Source organism: Rhodovulum viride (genome assembly GCF_003265965.1).
GTDB lineage: Bacteria > Pseudomonadota > Alphaproteobacteria > Rhodobacterales > Rhodobacteraceae > Rhodovulum > Rhodovulum kholense.
On record NZ_MUAV01000036.1, the window covers coordinates 1 to 18106 of the forward strand.

The following is an 18106-nucleotide window of genomic DNA, read 5'->3' on the forward strand; positions in this document are numbered from 1 at the left end:
CCATGGATGCAGTGATGCGCCTGCGTCGGAGACAGCTGGGGCAGCCCCCATTCGGCGCAGATGCAGCAGGGCAGCGCGCGGATGCGGTCGAGGTGGACCGGATCATCTGGTTCGCGTGGCGCCTTGAGCCCGAGCGGGCCGCGGCCGGACAGGTCAGTCATGCCGCCCGCCCCACGGTCCACGGGTCGAACCCCATCTGCTGGGTGAACCGCATCTGGGCGAGCCGGAAGAAGGCTGCGAACTCGCTTTCGCCCATCTTGTCGAAGGCGGTCGACTGGACGCGCACTTCATCCCGCCCGGTCAGCGGGTTGTGGTAGACATCGACGTAGCCGCACAGGCGTTTCAGGTCTTGGTGCAGATGCGAGGTGGTCGGCCAGGCGTCCACGTTCTCGATCGCGGCATGCAGCCCCGCCCAATAGGCGGCGTTGCGCGGCAGCGTGCGGCCCTTTCGCGGCTTCGCGGTCAGGACCTGCCCGGTGATCAACTCGTCCAGCATCGGGCCGCTGTGCGGACCATAGGGCATGAGGCCGGCGGGCGTCTTCTGGATCAAGATCGGCGGCGGATTCTGCATCACCTCGCCTCCGGGAAGGCGGTCGCGCCCGCCACGGCGCCGTGCTGGGCGTAGGCGGCCTCTTCGATCCGCAGCGCATCCAGCATCTCACCAAGCTCGGCGGCGATCTCGCGGAGGCGCTGACGCGGAAGAAGCGGATACAGCAACGTGTCCCGGCCGGACACGATGGCATCGAAAAGCGCGTCCTTCGCGCATTCGATGGCGGCAGCGGGCTCGATGGCGGCTTGAACGGGGGCGGCCATTAGTACGCCTCCTTCTCTTCCCAGACGCGGACGCCTGCGATCACCCGGTCCTTGTGGTGGCGGCGCACATAGCCCTCGACGAAATCCGTGAGGGCGTCGCGGTCGTTCTTGGCGATGTCGTGCAGGGCGGCCTTGTGGCTCTCGATCTCGTACCGGCTGACGGTGCGGACCCCTTTCACCCGATCCTTGCCGGCCGCGCTGGCGGCCTTCTGGGCGGCCTTCGCCTCGGCCTGAGCCTGGGCGGCGGCGCGCTGCGCCTCGATGTCGCCCGCGGCGGCCGTCCGGGCCGCTTCCTCGGCCTCCCGGCGTTTGCGGTCGGCTTCGGCCCGCGCCTTCCGGGCGGCCTCGTCCTGCTCAGCCTTGAGCCTGACCTTGAAGGCGCTCACCAGAGCGGCGAGCCCTTTCTTGATCCGGTCGAGGTCTTCCAGCGTCGGTTTCCAGCGGGCGATTTCGTCCTGCCATGCCGCATGGAGCGGCTTCGTTGCCGCGTCCCGGGCCGTGCTGACGGCCTTCTCGGCCGCCTTGATCTCCTTCGCCAGATCGTCGACCGCCTTCATCTGGGCCGCGGTCGTGACCTGCGTTCCGTCAAGCCAGCCCTCGGCCTCGGTGATGAAATCGCCATAGGGGGCCAGCGCCTCGTCCAGCGGGTCGGGCGGATTGTTCCCGCCGATCACGGCGCGCGGGTTCGCGCCCTCCTTCGAGGAGGTCGGGGTCATGTCGTTCATGGGATCTGCCTCAATACGGGATTTCGTCGTCGCCAATGTCGGAGGCGGCGCGCGTCAGGGTCAGCTTCCGGGCGTCCTTGCTGCGCTCGAGCTCGGAATAGAGGCCGGGCTCGGCCGCCTTGATGTCCTTGAGAACGGGGGTTTCGTGCATCCAGACCGCGCCGAGGTCGTCCAGCGAGGGCGCCCGTTCCAGCGATCTACGGATCCGTCCGGCTGCGGCCCGCGGGTCAAACCGTGGGGGCTCGCGATCCTCGGCCGCCCGCCCGGCACCCTGCGCGTCGTCGTCCTTCGCGGCCGAGAGCCCCAGCGCGAGCTTGAGCGTGTATCGCTGCAGGTAGGTCGCGGCGCTGCCGATGGCCTGATAGGCGTTCTTGTTGCCGCTCTGGTCGGGTGGGCCGCTGAGGGTCGTTTCCTCGCTGTAGCCGTCGCAATGGGCAACGATGCAGGTCACGGCCAGCCCGCCGCGCTCGCTCTGCTGAGACCGGAAGCGATAGGAAAGGCCGTGCTGGGCGAGGATCGGGTCGACCTCGCGCGCAATCGCGTCGAGGGTCTCATAGGAGTAGTTCGTCCGGTCGCCCGACTTCTTGCTCGCGTAATCGACCGATGAACCCTTCACGATGGGCTTGATTTCAGCCCGGGCCGCCGAGATCGCCGCGTCGAATGCCTTCCGGGCGCGCCCGGATTCCCAGCGTTCATGCAGGGCGATCAGCCGCTCGACAGTCTCGATGCTCGCGCCGTTCGCGACGGCCTGCGAAATCATCCCCATGGGGGTGATCGCGCCGAAGCTGGCCGGGGTCGCGGCGCCCTCCTGCGGGATCTTCGTCAGTTCGCCCATTGGCTCACCTCGCTTCCGTGCATGTCGTGGATCACCTGCCCGATGGCCTTTTCCGCGATGTGCGCGACCAGCAGGGCGGCAAGCGCGGCCAGCAGTCCCCAGAGGATCGGCCGACCGGCCAGGCAAACCACGCGCAGGATCGCCCGGCGGCGGTCGCGGGCCTCGGCCCGGCCCTGCGGCGTGCTGATCGGGTCCAGCGCCTCGGCGGTGCGGAGAGGGCAGTTCATGCCGCCATCCCCGCGAGGCGGTCCTCGAGCCCGCGCCACGCCTCGTCCGTGACTTCGGTCATGGCCGGGCTGTTGAAGTCGAGGCGGAAGACCCGGGCGGGCCGGTCCTCGTCAGCGGCGGCGGCAAGCTGGTCCAGCGCGTCGTCCCATGTCGCAGCGGGATCGGGTGCGCCGACGCCAAGGGGGCCGAAATCGGTCATCACCAGCCAGTGGGCTCCGTTCAGGGCTAGCATCACATCGCCCCCCGCACGGTTGCGAGGAAATGGAAGGCCGCGGCGATCAGCCCGAGCTGGGTCCCGGCGATGAACAGCGCGAGGCCGAGGCCGCGCCAGGTCAGCGGATATTCGGTGTTGCTCATGGGAACCCCCTTGCTGTGGTTGCAAGGGGGAATTTAATGTATGATAAATCCTACGTCAATGCTGCATGAGGGAAATAACCTACATTCTGAGCGGTCACCGTCCCTGAGGTCGCGCCATACTCACCTCGTCAGTGGCGGGCTGACGCCATGGAAAAACCGAGCGAAGCCGGGGCAGGATGGCCGCAGAAAGTGGCTTTCTGCGTGTGGCGCCTTGCTATTGACCTACGGTCGACCGCTCGGCGCTTGCTGCCGATAGCGGCCGTTCGACGCCCCATGCCGTCGATGCTTGACGAATCGTCGAAGCGGACATCCGCTTGGTACATGCAACAGTTCTCAACCAGCGGCACAGAACCGACATTCGCGCTGGTCGCGGCGAACTTCCGCATCAGCGCATTTTTGACTGATGCTGCTGGGCAAAGAAATGACGCCTTTGGCAAGTGCGCAGCTTGTCCAGAAAATGCTATTTTCAAGACGAAATGCGCTTGCCCCTGTCAACCTCTGGGGGTGTGTGTTTTGAGTGTTCTCGGCCTTCCATCTCGAATATCGGTTCATCAATCAACGATTTTTGCCGGAGACACAATAAATGACCAGTATCGCTGAAGGCCTGCAAGTTCTTGCTCCCGACGCCCTTCCGATCCTGGCGGAACTTGATTCCCGAGATGCCAGTCTCTGGCTGATGCCCGCTTTTGCCGACGCGGCTGGACCGGATGCGAGCGCTCTTGTGTTGGGGCTGCCTTGGGAGTGCGTCCTGAGCGAGACCGCATCGGAGGATCTAATAAAGGCGGTCGATGCTTTGGATAGTGCGATCGAGAGTCCGCTCGTGCGTAGGAGGGGGCTGGTGCATGTCATCGATGTCCCACCCTCAAACACCGTACTACCGCCCCGGAGTCTTCCGATCTTCTTGCTCAACGGTCGCACCGAAGCCAGCAAGTCAGGGTTCGCCGCTATGGCGCGCCGGATGGAAATGATCAGGGAACTGCAGCAGCGCAGGGTCAGGAACCTCGTGGTGCTCGGCGGACCCGATCTGACACTGCCCGTTGAACTGGTACAACTCTGGCAGGACGGATTCCAATGCGGCCTAACGATCGTCAGTGATGATCCTGAGGCTCGGCAGAAGATCACTGCATGGCAGGCCGAAGCGGGGGCGCGGCGGGTCACGCTGCTGCCTGCCCCAGCGGCGCTGCTCTCGGAAGCCCTGCATAGTCGCTTTACGGAGCGCGCAGACAACCGGCTCATCATCCGCGTCCGGGATGCGCAAGGGAACCGGCACCGGGTCGACCTGTCAGGACGCGATGATCCCGAGCATCCGCTACTTGGCAATTTCGAACTTCTTTCTGAAGCTCGGCTGGAATACGTGACGCCGGAGGGGTTGCGCTCGGACGAGATCAACGAGTTCTTCCGGGATCCGTCAGCCTCGTGGCGACCCTATGCCGCGCAAATGCCGTGGTCTCGGGACAACCGCGCCCAGAACATCTTGAGAAAGGCACTGCGGGATCTCGATCGCAACGGGCCGGAGGCCAGCCGGATCTTCTACATCCGGGCGGAATCCGGAGCAGGAGCGACCACTTTCATCCGCGACTTAGCTTTCGGGGCGGCCATGGATGGGTATCCGACACTGATAGCCGCCCAAGCTCCCTTTACCCCCAGCGGGCGCAGCGTAACGAATTTCATTAACTCCTGCTTGAACGGTATCGCTTCAGCCGACATCGGGAAAGGTTTGCGCCAGTATGAGGTGCCTTGGCTGATCGTGTTCGATCGGTCGCAGTGGGAGGGACGCGAAGGGGATATCGCCACTTTTGCCAGACAGATTACGGAGTCTGGGCGCCGAATCTGCATCGTCTTCGTCACTGATGCGCTGCTACCGGTCGCCATCTACGCGGAGAAGCGCTTGGAAAACCTATGCGATCTGTCCCACGATATCTCGCAGGAAGCGGCGATGGACCTAGGCCGACACTTGAACCGGTTTCTTCGACCACTGGGCACGGCACGCGATGACCACGAATGGCAGGCGTTCGTCAGGCACTCACTCCTCGGCCCCGCGGCGGGCCGCTCGGTATTCTGGATCGCGCTGGCATTCTGGCTGCAACGACAAATAGACCTAACCGAAACAGTACAGGCCTGGCTTTATGAACAGTTCCGGCAGAACGTTGTTGATCCGGTGGTGCGGTGCGCGATTGTCGACATCGCCGCCATGAGCACGGTGCGCCAGCTTCTGCCCGAGACACTGTTGCCGCAGTCTGAAGATTTTCCGACCCGTGACAAGCTTTTTGATCTGCAATCGGCCGTCGGGGCGTTGGGCGTGGTGCGCCACCGCTTTGACACGTTAAGCCACTGGGCGATGATCCATGATCAACTGGGACGGTTCCTTCTGACCGGGCTGTTTTACGATGCCACCGCCCGCGATTCGGCCGGGCTGATGGAGGCGCAGAATCCCGATCATCTGCGGCTGATGGTTCTCGCGCGGATCGCCTCCACCCCGATGATTGCGCACCCGGACCTGGTGGAACTAGCCGAATCCTTCGCCACAAGCATATTCAAGATCGACCCTGGACAAGGCCGCGGCGAGTTCGCCCTCTACTGGCGCGAAGCGCTGGAGGCTCTGGACGCGATGCCGAAAGCGTTTCGGACGACCAGCCGGACGTTTCTTCACCATAGTTCGATATCGCGACGGCGCATCGCGAAGGACGAAGGTAGGTTCCCGATCACTGATGACGAGCGCGTCGAGCTACTACGGCGCGCGACCGGCGATATCGAAGCCGCACTCGCACTCGAACACGACCCCGGGGGCGAGCCCGACCTGAACTTGTATAACTCGCTCGCTCATGCCTATCACGATCTCGCCGACGTGGAGGCGCGTCGCAAAATGTCGGCCGAAGAGGTGGCGGCCCTGCGTTCCAAGGCAAACCAGGCGACCTATAGCGCCTACAGGTTGAACCCCGACAATTCCTACGTTTTGGAAATATATGCGCGCGATAGGCTCATTGGGGCCAATGACGATCCAGACGGCGCGACGAGCGTCGCGCTTGAAGTTCTTGGAATCGTATACGGGGCCATGCAGCGAGAAACCGCAGAGCCGCGGCGAAACGCGCTGTCGAGCCTCGCGGACAGGGCGTTCGATCTACTGCTTAGGTCAGCCGGTACAGTAAAGCATACCGAGCCTTCAACCGAAGGTGAGGCAATCCAGCAAGCACTGTCGGCCTTGGGCGGAGAGATGATCCGGCATGAGGGCATGTCGCTGGACGACTTTCCTCGCGCGAACCGGATCGAAGCGGCCGCCCGGCTGGGGCATCCGTTGCTGCGGTCCAACGCACAGGCGGTGCGGCTGCGCTACATATTGGCCTGTATAGATCACCCGAGAGACTTCGCCCTTCAACTGGAGTTGCTCGAAACCCTCGATGGCAGCCGGACCATCCTAACGCCGCAGCTGGATCTGGAATTGGCGATTCTCATGCATCAGAGAAACCGCCATCACGAGGCATCGCGGCGGTTCCAAAGACTGCGCCATCTCTGGGCAAGAGGGGAACATTACGTAGAGGTTCCGGACCGTCTTCGCTGGTTGTACGACGAGAGCACTGGGCGAAGGCGACAGGTCCGTGCCCGCATCGCCTCGGGTGGAGACGGAGCACGACTTCATGCCACAGTCCACGAACTCCAGAACAACCGTGTTCCGTTTCGTATAGCCGAATTTGATGGCCCAAAACTACGTCCTGGCACGAACATGAGCGGCCTCATTTCTTTCGGCCACAACGGTCCGCTACTGCGGCCGCTGACGGCAGGTTGAGCGTTGATCGGACTCATCGAGACATACGCCAATGGAAAGGGCTGGAACGTAGGCACAGCCAACGTCCTCGTCGAAGGGGCGAGCGATGTCCGCTACCTACGCCTCGCCCGAGACCTTTGGCAACGCGAGAGCAATCATGACCTCTTCGACTCCGGATTTGCCGTTTTCGAGGCGGGGCTTAAGGATGACGGCGGCGTTCAAGGGGTGGTGCGAGAGTTGCAGACGCTGCGGCAGATGGCTTCCCAGGACGTCGTAAGTCTGATGCCGGAACGAAAGTTCGTGGGGTTGTTTGACAACGACCGAGCGGGTCGCAAGCACGCCGAAATGCTTTGCGAGATGGATTTCCGGGTTAAGCACTACCGGGATGTGTTCGTCCTGCATCCGATCATGCCAACTTCGAATGGCGTTCTGGGGCCTGAGTTGCAGCGCCGGGCTGAGGCGAAGAACGGCAGTTGCGCAGGGCTGGATTGGGAGATCGAGGATTACCTGCCTGAAGATCTGATTCAAGGGTTCTGCAACTCAAATCCCGGCACGCTCAAACACGAGCAGAGGATGGCGGGCCGCGTCCATCGCGAGTTCACAAGGGAAGGTAAGGGACGGTTGCCGAGTTATGTGGCAGCGGAGGCACTCGTTGAGGACATGATCGAGCTCATACGTTTGATCTGTGCATTGCGCAGCTACTTCGGGCTGGAGCACGAAACGATGTGTCCTTAACCTAGGTCGCCCATTCCGGAAGTTCGCACAGCAGACTTTGGGGCGCGGAGCAGCGAAAACCCACTCTCATCCAGACTTCCGAGATCCAGCCGACTCAGCGTCGAGGCCCTGCGAAGGTCCGGTTTGGGGAAGCTCGGCCGATGCTTGGTAATGGTCGCGAATGACGGTTCCACGCCCCCCAGTGTCAATCACTCAGATCCGGCACGGCGGGCGTGGTGGAATGTCCGCTATCGCCTCGAGGCCAGGGTGCGTTCGCGCCTGCGGCGAACGTCCGCAGTCCGCCCTGTGAGGCCAACGCTTAGACCTTGCGCGCTAGCTCGGCCGGCCAGTGCAGCTTTATCGGTGCCGCCCACTTGAGCCGGACCCCGTACATCGTCGGCGTCTGGTCGTTGAAGCTGTGCAGATCGAAGGTGCCATGGTCTCGTCCTGGGCGGACCACCTTCACCCAGCCGAGCCCCTCTTCGCACTCGCAAACGCATCGCTTGCCTACTGCCTCGCTGGGCACGCTTCCGTCCGACCAGCGGGTGTAGAACAGCAGATCGCCGGCCGAATAGACCGGCTCCATGCTGTCGCCCTCGATTTCCACCGCCACGATGTTGTGAGGGGAGAGTCCAGGAGGACACTCGACCTGTGGGCCGTCGCCTTTTTCATAGGTATCGAAAACTGGCACGCGTGCCCCGGCACCGACCTTACCAGCGATAGCAATGGAGGGTCGTTCTCGATGTCCGCCAGTGATCTCCTGGACGTCCACTCCTAGAACATCTGCGATCTTCAGCAGGTTTGCGTAGGTTGGGTTCCTAGTCTTCCGGCTTATAATGTCTCGGACGCCAGTCGGCCCCATACCGGCCGCCAACGCTACGGCGCGGTTATTCGTGCCCCGATCTTCAATAAGGGCCTTCAGGCGCTCTGCGATCATCTGTCCGCTATCCATGTAGGGACTATCCTACACGGGGGGAGCGGCCGCAAATGTGATATATCCTCTTTACAGTGTGGGATATATCCTACATGCTGGGCGGCATGATGATGTCTGCCTTTCGCAATGAGATTGAGGCGTTCCTCGCCGAAAGCGGGATGAAGCCCTCCACGCTGGGGCGTGAAGTTCTGAATGACCCCGGTTTCGTCGCTCGTATCCGCAAGGGCGGAGAATGTCGTCCAAGCACCATCGACAAGGTTCGGCGTGAGATCGAGGTCCTTCGGAGAGCCACGCCCACCGAGGACGCCGCCTGATGCCGCGCCCCCGGTCCCCCCAAATCCAAAGGAGACCCAAGCATGGGCTATCTGATTGCGACAGTGATCCTCGTTCAGGCTGCGCAGGCTGTAGCCGTTGTGCGCCTGGTCCGAAAGACGACCGCGCTGTCCAGAGAGCAGGACAGCGACAGTCTGGTAGCGCGGATCAATGCAGCGCTCGATATGGGCTACCGTTTGCGGGCGGACGATTCCGCGTAGTCTGCGACCTGCCGGAGGTAGCGTGCGACCTCCATCAACGCCTCGCGTTCCATCGCCGCGTAGTCGGCGGACGGCGCCAGATCGATCGCCACGTGGCCCTCCGCGCTTTCGGCGGTCCGCTCGATGGCCCCCTGTGTGTTGGTCCAGAATTTGGCCATCATCACCGGGGGCAGGCCCTTGTCGCTTCTGTCCTGATACCGAAACGACGTGATTTCCACGCTGTTTTCCATGCGGCGCTCCTTTCTCTGAGTCGTGTGGTTTGCCGCGCCGGTGTTTACCCACCGGCGCGGCGGCACAATGGACCGCCGAAATGCGCGCTGTCCACGACCCCCAAAGGTCAAATGCACAATCAAAATGGCTTTGCTCCATGCGCCCAAGGTGCGCGCGGAGCAGGCCGGTTTCCAGCTAAACGGTAACGGAGCGGTTCACATGGCACGTGCGCAGAAAGCAGGCACCATCCAGGACGCGATCCGCGGAGCGCTGGATGCGACCGGCAAGAAGGATCGGGACATCGCCGATTTCCTCGGCATCCGCGGCTCGACGCTTTCCTACGGGACCGAGGAAAATGAAGATCGGCCCGGCGGTCTGGGCGTCAACTACCTGGACCGGCTCTGCAAGCTGTTCCCGGCCGCCGCCGCTCCGCTGGCCCAGCACTTCGCCGGGCTGGCTGGGGGCGTGTTCCAGCCGATTGATCTCGGACCGAATGTGGCCAGCCTCTATTCGCATTGCAGCGACATCGCGAAGGAATGCGGCGAGGCACAGGCCGCGACCCTGAGGGCGGCCGAGAGCGCCAAGGGGCGCGATTGCCAGGACGCCGAGCGCGAGATCGACGAGGCTGTCGAAGCCCTGCTGCGGGCCAAGGCCATCATCCGCAAGCAGCGGGGGGCGGCATGATGGACGTCACCAGATCCACTCGCGGCACGGCCCCCGGCTCTGCGCCATTTCGCGCGGCGGCCGGGGGCAAGGGGAGGGCCGCGTGATGGGTGCCCTTGTGCGATACCACGGCGGCAAGGTCCGCCTCGCGGAAAAGATCATCGGCCTGTTTCCGGCCCATGACTGCTACGTCGAGCCTTTCGGCGGCGGCGCGGCGGTCTTGCTGGCCAAGCCGCGCGCGCGCCTTGAGGTCTACAACGACCTAGACGGGGACATGGTCGCGCTCTTTCGTGTTCTCCGGGATCGGCCCGAGGCGCTGGCGACGGCCGTCGCGCTGACGCCCTTCGCCCGCGAGGAACACGGAGCCGCATATTCTGAGACGCGCGACGATCTGGAACGTGCGCGCCGTGTTCTGATCCGTTCGCATTTTGGACATGGGTCATCTGGCATCCATCGCGCGACGGGTTTCCGGGCCGCGGGGCTGCGCGCCGGGACGCTGCCGGTTCATGGCTGGGCCGCGCTGCCAAAAACCATCCGGGACGCGGCCGAACGCATGCGCGGGGTGGTGATCGAATGCCGCCCGGCTATGCAGGTGATGCAGGCGCATGACGGGCCACAGACGGTCCATTACGTTGACCCGCCATATCTGCCTGAAACCCGCGACCAGGGCCGCGACTATCGCCACGAAATGGCCAGGCAGGACCACTGCGACCTGCTCACAGCCCTACACTCGCTGCGCGGATCGGTGGTTCTCAGCGGCTATGCCTCACCTCTCTATGACGATGCTCTGCACGACTGGCGACGGGTCGAGATCAAGACTCGAGCTGACCGGGCAGCAGAGCGCACCGAGGTTCTGTGGTGCAATTTCCCGGACACCGCTCCGCTTTTCGCGGCGGCCGGGGGCAAGGGTGCCGCATGAGCAACAGCATCCATGTCAGCGTGAGAGACGGCCGAGCCCACATCGACCTGCCTCTGGACGAGGTGCAGGGGCTGCGCGTGGCGCTGCACCCGCGGCTGGCGGGCGAGCCCGAGAGCAACTCCACCAAGGCGATCCGCGAGGCTTTCGACAAGGCCCTCGCCCGGGCGCAGATCAGGGCGGGCCGGGTATGAGCCTGCACCGCCACGACCATTTCAGACAGGAGGTGTCCAGATGAAGGACCGATCCGCCATCGGCCGGCGCAACCGCGCCAAGGGGGCCGAACTCGAGCGCGAGGTCGCCGCGGCCCTGTTCGACCTGACCGGCATCGCGTTCCGCCGCAACCTGCGCCAGTGCCAAGAATCCGGCTGGGGCGATCTGGTGACGGATGATCCGGCATGGCCGTTCTCGATCGAGTGCAAGCGCCGATCCGCAGGGACCGGCTGCGCTGACGACTGGCGCGCTCAGGCGGCCGCCAGTGCCCGGAAGGCCGGGCAACTGCCCGTGGTGGTCTATCGCTTCGACCGCCGCCCGATCCGCTGCGCCTTGCCGATGGGCGCGATCCGCGCGGCCTTCGGCGACAGGGGCGCAGCACCACCCGAGGAATGGGTCGAGTGCAGCCTGGACGGGCTCGCCTACCTCGCCCGCGAAATCATGGCCGGGCCGGGCACCGCCGGGATGGAAGGGGCCGCGCCATGAGTATCAGGATCATGGCCGAGATCTGGGACAGTGAATTGTCCGACGTCTACGAATGCGCGGTGATGCTCGCGCTGGCGAACCATGCCGATGACGAAGGCCGGTGCTATCCCTCGGTCTCAAGGGTCTCCCAGCTCGCGCGCTGCAGCGAGCGCAAGGTGCGCCAGATCATCGGGACCCTGGAGGAGCGCGGCTATCTGACGATCTATCGGAACGCGGGGCCGAAGGGCTGCAACGTCTTCTTCGTTCGCTCGACCCCTGCACCGCGTGCACCCCTGCATGATGTGCACCCCCCTGCACAGCGTGCACCCCTGCACGACATGCACCCCTGCACACCGTGCACCCAACCCCTGCACGCTGTGCACCACCCCCCTGCACAGCGTGCACCCGAACCGTCAGAGAACCATCAGGAACCGTCAGAGAGAGAAGCTGACGCTTCTCGTGCATCCGCGCCGCCTTCCGAAATCGAAGATGCGATCACGCTGTTCAACGAAACCGCCGAGCGCGTCGGCTTGGCGAGGGTCCAGAAACTCACCCCGGCCCGGCGCCAGGCCCTCAAGGCCCGATTGCGTGAGGTTGGCGGCATCGACGGCTGGCGGGAGGCGATGCGCCGCGTCGAGGCCTCGGACTTCCTCAGCGGCCGAAGCCGAGACCCCACGCACTCATGGCGCTGCAACTTCGATTTCCTGGTCAAGCAGGCCAACTTCACCAAGCTCATGGAGGGCAACTATGACAACCGATCTGGCAACCGTGGACCCGCGCCTTCCGGCCGAGGTGGATCGGGGTCTGGCCTATTTGACGCGTGTGCTGCGGTCGCTGCACGCCGCGCCGGCCGAGCGTGAGGCGGCGGCGATGATCGCGGCCCAGCTTTCCAGACCCGGCGATCCGGTGCGCACCATGGCCCGCGTCGGCGCGCTCCTGACCCCTTATTTCGACAAGGATACGCCGCGGGCGCTGCGCGAGATCGAGATGGAGGATTGGGCCGACGCTCTGGCCGATTTCCCCGATTGGGCCATCGAGCGGGCGGCGAAATGGTGGAAGTCTGCGGACAACCCGCAGCGCCGCAAGCGGCCCCTCGAGGGCGACATCGCCGAACGCTGCCGCATCGAAATGCGGGCCGTCCGCGCGGCCAGGATCCGGGCGCGCAGCGGGTGGGCCGGGACCGAGGCCCCCGAGGACCGTGAGCGCTGCAGCCCCGAGGCCGCGGCCCGGGCCATGCGGGCCGCCGGTTTCAGCCCGGCGGAAGACTTCACCGGACCGAAGCGGTTCGGCGCAACCGAAATGGGCCAATCCGCAACCGATGAGCAGAGGGGAGCCGCCTGATGGCCGGGTCTGTCAACAAGGTCATCCTGATCGGGCATCTGGGTCGGGACCCCGAGGTGCGCAGCTTCCAGAGCGGCGGCAAGGTCTGCAACCTGCGGATCGCCACCTCCGAGACCTGGAAGGACCGCAACACCGGCGAGCGCCGCGAGCGCACCGAATGGCATTCGGTCTCGATCTGGGCCGAGGGCTTGGTCCGGTTCGCCGAGCAATACCTGCGCAAGGGCTCGAAGGTCTATGTCGAGGGCAAGCTCGAGACCCGCAAGTGGCAGGACCAGACCGGGCAGGACCGTTACACGACCGAAATCGCCGTGCGCCCGTTCGCCGGGGAAATCGCGTTCCTGGATCGCCGGGAGAGCGGCGGGAGCGACAGGGGCGGCGCGGGGACTGGCCATGGCTACGGCCAAGGTCCGTCAGGCGGCCCCGCGGGTGGATATGGCGGCCCCGATCTCGACGACGAAATCCCCTTCTGAGCGCGGCCCGATGAGCATTCAAGAGATCAAGGGCAAAGGCGTGAACCGGGCGCGGGTGGTCTGTGATGGCTGCGGGCGCGAGGAGGTCGTGACCTGCAACTACCTGCATCGACCCGGCCGGGTCTGGGTGCCGGACGCGGGGCAGATAAACCGGAAAATGATCGGGCAAGGCTGGGCCGAGGTGAAGGGCAAGCTCCATTGCCCGACCTGCGAAGCGAAACGAAAGGCGACAGGCATGACGAAGACGACGACGGTTCCGGCCGCGAAACCCGCCGAGGTGCTGCGCCAGCCCTCCCGGGAACAACGCCGCGAGATCGTGGATATGCTGCGGGAGGTCTATGACCCCGAGGCGGAACGCTACCGGCAGAACGACACCGATGCGACGGTTGCCGATGTGCTGGGTGTGATGCCCGGCTGGGTGGCCGAGATCCGGGAGGCCTTCTTCGGCCCCGATGGGGGCAACGAAGGCATCGAGGCTGCGACCGAGCGGCTGGCCGCTCTCGAGCGCGAAATCCGCGCGATCTCGGATTTGGCCGGAAAGCAGCAGGAGACCGCGTCGAAAAAGCTGGCCGAGGTCTCGGCGATGCGCGCGGAGCTGGGGCGGATCAAGGGCGCCGTTGGGCCCCGCGCCCTCCGGGCCGCCGGTGTGAAATAGGGGACAGGACATGGGCAAGGGCAGCAAGACCCGCGCGCGGGCGGCAAAACTGGCGAAGAAGGCGGAACTGGCGGGCTTGCCCGGTCTGGCGCCCGTGACGCGCCGCGAGAAGGACGGCCGCGTCCGGCGCTCGACCAAGCCGGGATACGAGCGGACGGAGGCCGATGTCGCGCTGCGGGCGCGATGCCGGCAGATGGGCTGGCCGACCCGGCCCGAGGACATGGCGAAGGCCCGCGCGCAGAGCCTCGAATGCGATGCAGGGCGCGTCCTGCACCTGCTCTGCGCGCCCGACGAGGTGGGGCGCCTCTGGGGAACCTTCGCCGGGCTTTGCCGGGCCGAGGCCTCCTATGCGCGCCACTATCTCGGCATCCGCTTGCACGCCAAGACGGCCAGGATCGAGATGATGCAGGAGCGGTTCGAGATCAGCGGCGACGACGATCTGGACCTGCGCAGCGATGAGGAGAAGGCCCGCACCGCGGTCAACCGCTGGATGGAGTGGCGCGGCCATATCGGCCACCTCGATCGCTGGCAGGAGGCATCGATCTGGGGCGCGGTACGGGAGCAGACCGCGCTGATCCGCGACGGCGCAGCCACGGCCGAGGGGCGCATCTATGTGCGCGCCCTCACGAAGCTGGCTGATGTTGTGGAGCGCCGGTAGCGAGCGGCGTCAGATCTAGCGGCAGTAGCCCGGCATGGCGCCCTGGTAACGTCCGGCCTTCTTCTGGGCCTTGACGTAAGTTCTTTGGGGGTCGTACCGGGCGCAGCGGCCGCAATATCCTTCGGAGATCAGGATCTCGGCAATGTCGCGCCCATCAGGAAGATAGCAGCGTCCGACCTTCCGGTCGTAGGTGGTTTCCCCGTTCAATATGCAGGTCAGGCGTTGCCTTCCGATGATATCCCAAAGGCGCGCCGTGGCCCGATCTCCCATCTGGGAGCCGCGTTCGTCGCAGGTCAGCCCATTCAGCCGGACCGGGACACCGCCAACGACCGGCGTGTCGCCGTCGCGAAGGCGCACTGAGCCAGAGATCTGGGTCTGCACGGCATCTGCAGGCGCTCCGAGTGCGGCGGCGAGAACGGCGGCGATCAGAATGCGGGGAAGGTTTGAGGTCATGCGGAGGCCTTGTCGTTGTTGTCGTCTCGGGGGCAAAGTTGCTTGAACGTACCCGCTACGTTCTGAACGGGACGTTCTGCTAGGTGCTTCCGATGTGTGGGGGAAGTCGAGGTTAACCCGCGCGAGACGTCAGCGGCCCAGGGTCGCATATCGGGGGCGCCTACGGGCCTTGGCGGAGGTCATAGATTGCTAGCTTTACACATGCTTCCCGACGGATCGTCGCGGCTATTTTCGCCAACTCGACCGATGAAAGCACGCTTGGTCCTAGAGGAAAGACGGAAAATGCAAAGATCCCAACGACGTAACGAGTTTACCATACGGCAACGCCAACAAATCCAGAGGGTGGTGACTAGGCAATCCCAAATGAGATGCATGCCCCATGACGCAGGAGAAAAAAGTTGCTGAATGCCCGCCATTGCCCACTATAGGCTCAGGTCAAGCGATCCATCTTGTATTCCGAGTGCTTGGGGTTCGTGCAATGGTACGGCCGAACTGGTTTCGCCTTATGAGCTGGGGGATGGCGGGAACATATCGCCACGCTAGGGGGTGCGGAATGAAGGCAATATTTCATCTTTCCAATTACTTAGACACATTGTCCGGAGCCGTGAGGCCAATCAGATTTTTGGCCCTCGTTATTGGCGTGGGCCTGACCGCTCTGGGCGGTTACCTGCGCAGCGTTCAGGAAGAGGGGTGGGTCTATGATAACGCCAGCGAGATCTTCTATGTTGGCGTAAGCATCCTGCTGCTCACAAACCTGCTTCTGGTCTTCATCGACAAGCAAGCGATAGAGACCTTGAAAAGCTTGTATGAGGAGGAGGAAAAGGTCCGAGCTCTTCAAGTGGAACTCAGCGAGCTCAAAGTTGACTTCAATGTAACGGTGGCTTGGCTGACACTCACGAAGCTAATGACTGAGTTGGTGGACCAAGCAATCGCCGCGGAAGCCATCGACGCGGCAACGTCGGAACGACTTTACAACACCGTCGTTGAGTTCATAGCTGACTACAAGATGCGTATATTTGGCATGGGAGACGACTACCTGAACATCTCTATCTACCAGTTTAACGAAAAAACTGAGGAGTTAGAGTGCATTGCGTGCTATAGAAGTCGTCCATCTGACGCGAAAGGCCCCCACAGAACGTGGAGGCGTGGGGAGGGGCATGTGGGAAAGGCCTTCGAACTCCAGAACGAGCTGATATGTGCAGACGCTAGGGTGCCAGATGTTGCGGCTTGGGTTGCGGCTCCTCCAGGCAAGTATCGCCCCAAGGACAGAGAGCAGTTTGTCTCGCTCGCCGCCGTGCCCATCGCGATCGACACCGCATCTCCTCTCGGAGTCATGATCATGACGAGCAGCGAACCGTTCAGGTTTGTCAACTCGGATGATGTAGAATCGGCCCGGAACGAGATGTGCGACATCCAGCGAGCGAAGCTCGCAGTAGCCGCGCTGCAAGATATTGCTGCACAAGTCGCTCAGCTTATGTCTATAGTGAGATCGAAGACCACAAACAAGGAGGCGGAGAATGCAACTTAAAGGTCGGAAGGACCTTGCACCTGGGATGCTCAAGTCTACCGAGATTGGTCGGATCAACCGCGGAATAGAGAAGAGCGTATCTGGGATCTTCCAAGGGGAGCGTGGAGCTACGGGCGAGGCCCTGAACCTTGCGAAGATGCGTGAGCAGTATCTTTGCGCTAAGCCTTCCTCCAAGAAAGTCCCGGCCTGAACTTCTTGGGGATTGGTTCTCTGTATGAGCGTCTATGGTAGATCCTGTGGCCAATGCGCATAGGCAGCACCATGGATGGTAGGGGCCATTGACAGTCCAAGCACAACGTGCCAGATTCGCATCATCGGCAGGGGTTTGCGGGAACGCGAGCCCCTGTTTTCGTTTTCGGGCCTCGCCTCAGATCAGATCGTCCACCGTCACGCCAAGCGCCTCGGCGATCTTCTTGAGGGTCTGCACAGATCCGTTCTTCTTCCCGGTCTCGATCTCGTGGATCTGCACACGGTTCACACCCGAGGTCCTGGAGAGATCGGCCGCGCTCATGCCGCGCCAGTCGCGAAACACGCGGACGGGATGCTCGCCGTCGATGATGCGGGTCACGAATTCGTGGGGAACGGATTCCTCGTGCCGATCCTTGGCCCGGTCATAGGCAAGGATGTCTTCAAGGTCTTCGGCCGCCTCGCGCAGCCGCTCGTATTCCTCGCGGGGAATGCTGACCATATCGTTCATGATGTCGCTCCTTTCAGTAGATGCTGCCGCGAGAGCCAATTTCGAGAACGTCCAGAACCTCGCCGTTGTCGTCCATGATGACGCGCCAGTTGCCGACGCGCAGCCGGATCCCTTCCCGCCCCTTGAGAACCTTCACGTTGTTGGCCTGGCTCGCCGGATCGGTGGCATAGGCTTCGATCTTGGCGATGATCCGTTTCGCGGTGGTTCGAGGCATCTTGCGCAGAGCCCTCAGGGCGGCGGGTCTGTAGGTGATCGGCTTCATGCGGAATATGTAGCCCATAGCTAACACGTAGTCAATAGCTAACACGCGGCTGGGCCGCACAGGCCCGCGTGGCAAACACGCCTGACGCGCCGGGCTGGCGGCCCTATCCCCAGAAAAACTGACAGGAGCCACGCATGACCATCCTTTCGACCGACATTCTTGACGCGGGCCTGCAGGCGATCCGCGACGCGGCGAGCCCGGTGCTGCACCTCTGCTCGCAGGAGCCCGCGAGCTATGCCGAGGCCGAGAGCTACAGCCTCGGGACCAAGACCGCGCCGACCATCGGCGCGCAGGGAAACCGCAGCGGCGGCGGGCGGAAGATCGAGATCGCGACCTTCACCGATGGCGAGATCGACGCGACGGGCACGGCGACCCATTGGGCGCTGGTCGATGCGGCGACCTCGCGGCTGCTGGCAACCCTGCCGGTGCCCGAGCCGCAGGTGGTGACGGCGGGCAATCCGCTGTCGCTGACCTCGGCCATCGAGATCGGGTTCGCCCCGGCCACGTGACATGGCGCGTCCGGGCCGCGATCCGATCCGGGCGCTTGCGGCCGCCGTCGCGGCGATGCCGCCCGAGGAGGCGGTGCCGGTCCTGATGTATCTGGTCCGCGAGCTGGCGGGGCAGGCCGATGAGGCGGTCGGCCGCTGGTCGGGGCCGCGGCGCCTGACCGGGACGG

28 protein-coding genes are annotated in these 18106 nt (G+C 63.8%); 16 read left to right on the forward strand and 12 right to left on the reverse strand.

What is annotated here, in order from left to right; all coding sequences use genetic code 11:
* Positions 1–157: 157 nt before the first annotated feature.
* From BYZ73_RS19240 to BYZ73_RS24050, 7 genes are read right to left on the reverse strand one after another with little or no spacing between them, the layout of a single operon-like run.
* A complete protein-coding gene (locus BYZ73_RS19240) occupies positions 158–523 on the reverse strand; it encodes a hypothetical protein (protein WP_181498112.1) in 366 nt (121 codons plus the stop codon).
* Positions 524–570: 47 nt separating this feature from the next.
* Positions 571–813, reverse strand: coding sequence for a hypothetical protein (locus tag BYZ73_RS19245; protein ID WP_112317306.1), 243 nt, complete (start codon positions 811–813; stop codon positions 571–573).
* Complete coding sequence (locus tag BYZ73_RS19250) at positions 813–1538, reverse strand: hypothetical protein (protein ID WP_245943238.1); 726 nt, start codon at positions 1536–1538, stop codon at positions 813–815. The genes BYZ73_RS19245 and BYZ73_RS19250 overlap by 1 nt, the downstream gene beginning before the upstream one ends.
* A 10-nt stretch (positions 1539–1548) precedes the next feature.
* Positions 1549–2373, reverse strand: coding sequence for an ERF family protein (locus BYZ73_RS19255; protein WP_112317307.1), 825 nt, complete (start codon positions 2371–2373; stop codon positions 1549–1551).
* Positions 2361–2600 carry a hypothetical protein gene (locus tag BYZ73_RS19260; RefSeq protein WP_112317308.1) on the reverse strand — a complete coding sequence of 80 codons (240 nt, stop codon included), beginning with the start codon at positions 2598–2600 and terminating at the stop codon, positions 2361–2363. The genes BYZ73_RS19255 and BYZ73_RS19260 overlap by 13 nt, the downstream gene beginning before the upstream one ends.
* A complete protein-coding gene (locus BYZ73_RS19265) occupies positions 2597–2833 on the reverse strand; it encodes a hypothetical protein (protein WP_146746339.1) in 237 nt (78 codons plus the stop codon). The genes BYZ73_RS19260 and BYZ73_RS19265 overlap by 4 nt, the downstream gene beginning before the upstream one ends.
* Entirely contained in the window at positions 2833–2958 is a 126-nt protein-coding gene (locus BYZ73_RS24050; protein ID WP_281269505.1) for a hypothetical protein, read from the reverse strand. Before BYZ73_RS24050 ends, BYZ73_RS19265 begins: the two co-directional genes overlap by 1 nt.
* A gap of 321 nt (positions 2959–3279) precedes the next feature.
* Here BYZ73_RS24050 and BYZ73_RS22890 point away from each other — a divergent pair, with 321 nt between their 5' ends.
* The 3 genes from BYZ73_RS22890 to BYZ73_RS19275 are packed head-to-tail and all read left to right on the forward strand — an operon-like array spanning position 3280 to position 7453.
* Entirely contained in the window at positions 3280–3558 is a 279-nt protein-coding gene (locus BYZ73_RS22890; protein ID WP_181498113.1) for a hypothetical protein, read from the forward strand.
* Positions 3542–6739, forward strand: coding sequence for a hypothetical protein (locus BYZ73_RS19270; RefSeq protein WP_112317310.1), 3198 nt, complete (start codon positions 3542–3544; stop codon positions 6737–6739). Before BYZ73_RS22890 ends, BYZ73_RS19270 begins: the two co-directional genes overlap by 17 nt.
* A 3-nt stretch (positions 6740–6742) precedes the next feature.
* Positions 6743–7453 carry a hypothetical protein gene (locus tag BYZ73_RS19275; protein ID WP_112317311.1) on the forward strand — a complete coding sequence of 237 codons (711 nt, stop codon included), beginning with the start codon at positions 6743–6745 and terminating at the stop codon, positions 7451–7453.
* A 298-nt stretch (positions 7454–7751) separates the two neighbouring features.
* Here the strand turns inward: BYZ73_RS19275 and BYZ73_RS19280 are convergent, their stop codons facing one another.
* Entirely contained in the window at positions 7752–8384 is a 633-nt protein-coding gene (locus BYZ73_RS19280) for an XRE family transcriptional regulator (protein ID WP_112317312.1), read from the reverse strand.
* A gap of 74 nt (positions 8385–8458) precedes the next feature.
* Here BYZ73_RS19280 and BYZ73_RS19285 point away from each other — a divergent pair, with 74 nt between their 5' ends.
* Both BYZ73_RS19285 and BYZ73_RS22895 read left to right on the forward strand, forming a co-directional pair.
* Positions 8459–8680: a hypothetical protein gene (locus BYZ73_RS19285; protein WP_220086862.1), complete on the forward strand. Its 222-nt coding sequence runs from the start codon at positions 8459–8461 to the stop codon at positions 8678–8680.
* 42 nt (positions 8681–8722) lie between these two features.
* Complete coding sequence (locus tag BYZ73_RS22895) at positions 8723–8899, forward strand: hypothetical protein (protein WP_181498114.1); 177 nt, start codon at positions 8723–8725, stop codon at positions 8897–8899.
* Here the strand turns inward: BYZ73_RS22895 and BYZ73_RS19290 are convergent.
* Positions 8869–9129 (reverse strand): hypothetical protein, encoded by a 261-nt coding sequence (locus BYZ73_RS19290; RefSeq protein WP_112317313.1) that lies wholly within the window; start codon positions 9127–9129, stop codon positions 8869–8871. The genes BYZ73_RS22895 and BYZ73_RS19290 overlap by 31 nt on opposite strands.
* A gap of 199 nt (positions 9130–9328) precedes the next feature.
* On the opposite strand from BYZ73_RS19290, the gene BYZ73_RS19295 reads away from it, so the two are divergent.
* The 9 genes from BYZ73_RS19295 (at position 9329) to BYZ73_RS19335 (ending at position 14490) form a co-directional block, all read left to right on the forward strand.
* Positions 9329–9793, forward strand: a complete 465-nt coding sequence (locus tag BYZ73_RS19295) for a hypothetical protein (protein WP_112317314.1) — start codon at positions 9329–9331, stop codon at positions 9791–9793.
* A gap of 85 nt (positions 9794–9878) precedes the next feature.
* Positions 9879–10691: a DNA adenine methylase gene (locus BYZ73_RS19300; RefSeq protein ID WP_112317315.1), complete on the forward strand. Its 813-nt coding sequence runs from the start codon at positions 9879–9881 to the stop codon at positions 10689–10691.
* Complete coding sequence (locus BYZ73_RS19305) at positions 10688–10882, forward strand: hypothetical protein (RefSeq protein ID WP_112317316.1); 195 nt, start codon at positions 10688–10690, stop codon at positions 10880–10882. Before BYZ73_RS19300 ends, BYZ73_RS19305 begins: the two co-directional genes overlap by 4 nt.
* A 40-nt stretch (positions 10883–10922) precedes the next feature.
* Positions 10923–11387 (forward strand): putative PDDEXK endonuclease, encoded by a 465-nt coding sequence (locus BYZ73_RS19310; protein WP_112317317.1) that lies wholly within the window; start codon positions 10923–10925, stop codon positions 11385–11387.
* Positions 11384–12226, forward strand: a complete 843-nt coding sequence (locus tag BYZ73_RS19315) for a helix-turn-helix domain-containing protein (protein WP_181498115.1) — start codon at positions 11384–11386, stop codon at positions 12224–12226. The genes BYZ73_RS19310 and BYZ73_RS19315 overlap by 4 nt, the downstream gene beginning before the upstream one ends.
* Positions 12227–12236: 10 nt before the next feature.
* Entirely contained in the window at positions 12237–12707 is a 471-nt protein-coding gene (locus tag BYZ73_RS19320; RefSeq protein ID WP_146746341.1) for a hypothetical protein, read from the forward strand.
* Complete coding sequence (gene ssb / locus BYZ73_RS19325) at positions 12707–13177, forward strand: single-stranded DNA-binding protein (RefSeq protein WP_112317320.1); 471 nt, start codon at positions 12707–12709, stop codon at positions 13175–13177. Before BYZ73_RS19320 ends, ssb begins: the two co-directional genes overlap by 1 nt.
* Entirely contained in the window at positions 13140–13832 is a 693-nt protein-coding gene (locus tag BYZ73_RS19330) for a hypothetical protein (RefSeq protein WP_181498116.1), read from the forward strand. The genes ssb and BYZ73_RS19330 overlap by 38 nt, the downstream gene beginning before the upstream one ends.
* A gap of 10 nt (positions 13833–13842) precedes the next feature.
* On the forward strand, positions 13843–14490 hold the full coding sequence (locus BYZ73_RS19335; protein WP_112317322.1) for a hypothetical protein: 648 nt from the start codon (positions 13843–13845) through the stop codon (positions 14488–14490).
* Between the two features lie 15 nt (positions 14491–14505).
* Here the strand turns inward: BYZ73_RS19335 and BYZ73_RS19340 are convergent, their stop codons facing one another.
* Positions 14506–14943: a thermonuclease family protein gene (locus BYZ73_RS19340; protein ID WP_112317323.1), complete on the reverse strand. Its 438-nt coding sequence runs from the start codon at positions 14941–14943 to the stop codon at positions 14506–14508.
* Between the two features lie 553 nt (positions 14944–15496).
* Between BYZ73_RS19340 and BYZ73_RS19345 the strand changes: the two genes are divergently transcribed.
* Positions 15497–16471: a hypothetical protein gene (locus BYZ73_RS19345; protein WP_146746343.1), complete on the forward strand. Its 975-nt coding sequence runs from the start codon at positions 15497–15499 to the stop codon at positions 16469–16471.
* A gap of 367 nt (positions 16472–16838) precedes the next feature.
* Here the strand turns inward: BYZ73_RS19345 and BYZ73_RS19350 are convergent, their stop codons facing one another.
* Together BYZ73_RS19350 and BYZ73_RS19355 are read right to left on the reverse strand one after the other, a co-directional pair.
* A complete protein-coding gene (locus BYZ73_RS19350) occupies positions 16839–17168 on the reverse strand; it encodes a helix-turn-helix domain-containing protein (RefSeq protein ID WP_112317325.1) in 330 nt (109 codons plus the stop codon).
* Positions 17169–17181: 13 nt separating this feature from the next.
* Complete coding sequence (locus BYZ73_RS19355) at positions 17182–17430, reverse strand: type II toxin-antitoxin system RelE family toxin (protein ID WP_112317329.1); 249 nt, start codon at positions 17428–17430, stop codon at positions 17182–17184.
* 134 nt (positions 17431–17564) lie between these two features.
* Here BYZ73_RS19355 and BYZ73_RS19360 point away from each other — a divergent pair, with 134 nt between their 5' ends.
* Positions 17565–17939 (forward strand): hypothetical protein, encoded by a 375-nt coding sequence (locus BYZ73_RS19360; RefSeq protein WP_112317326.1) that lies wholly within the window; start codon positions 17565–17567, stop codon positions 17937–17939.
* Positions 17940–18106: the final 167 nt, after the last annotated feature.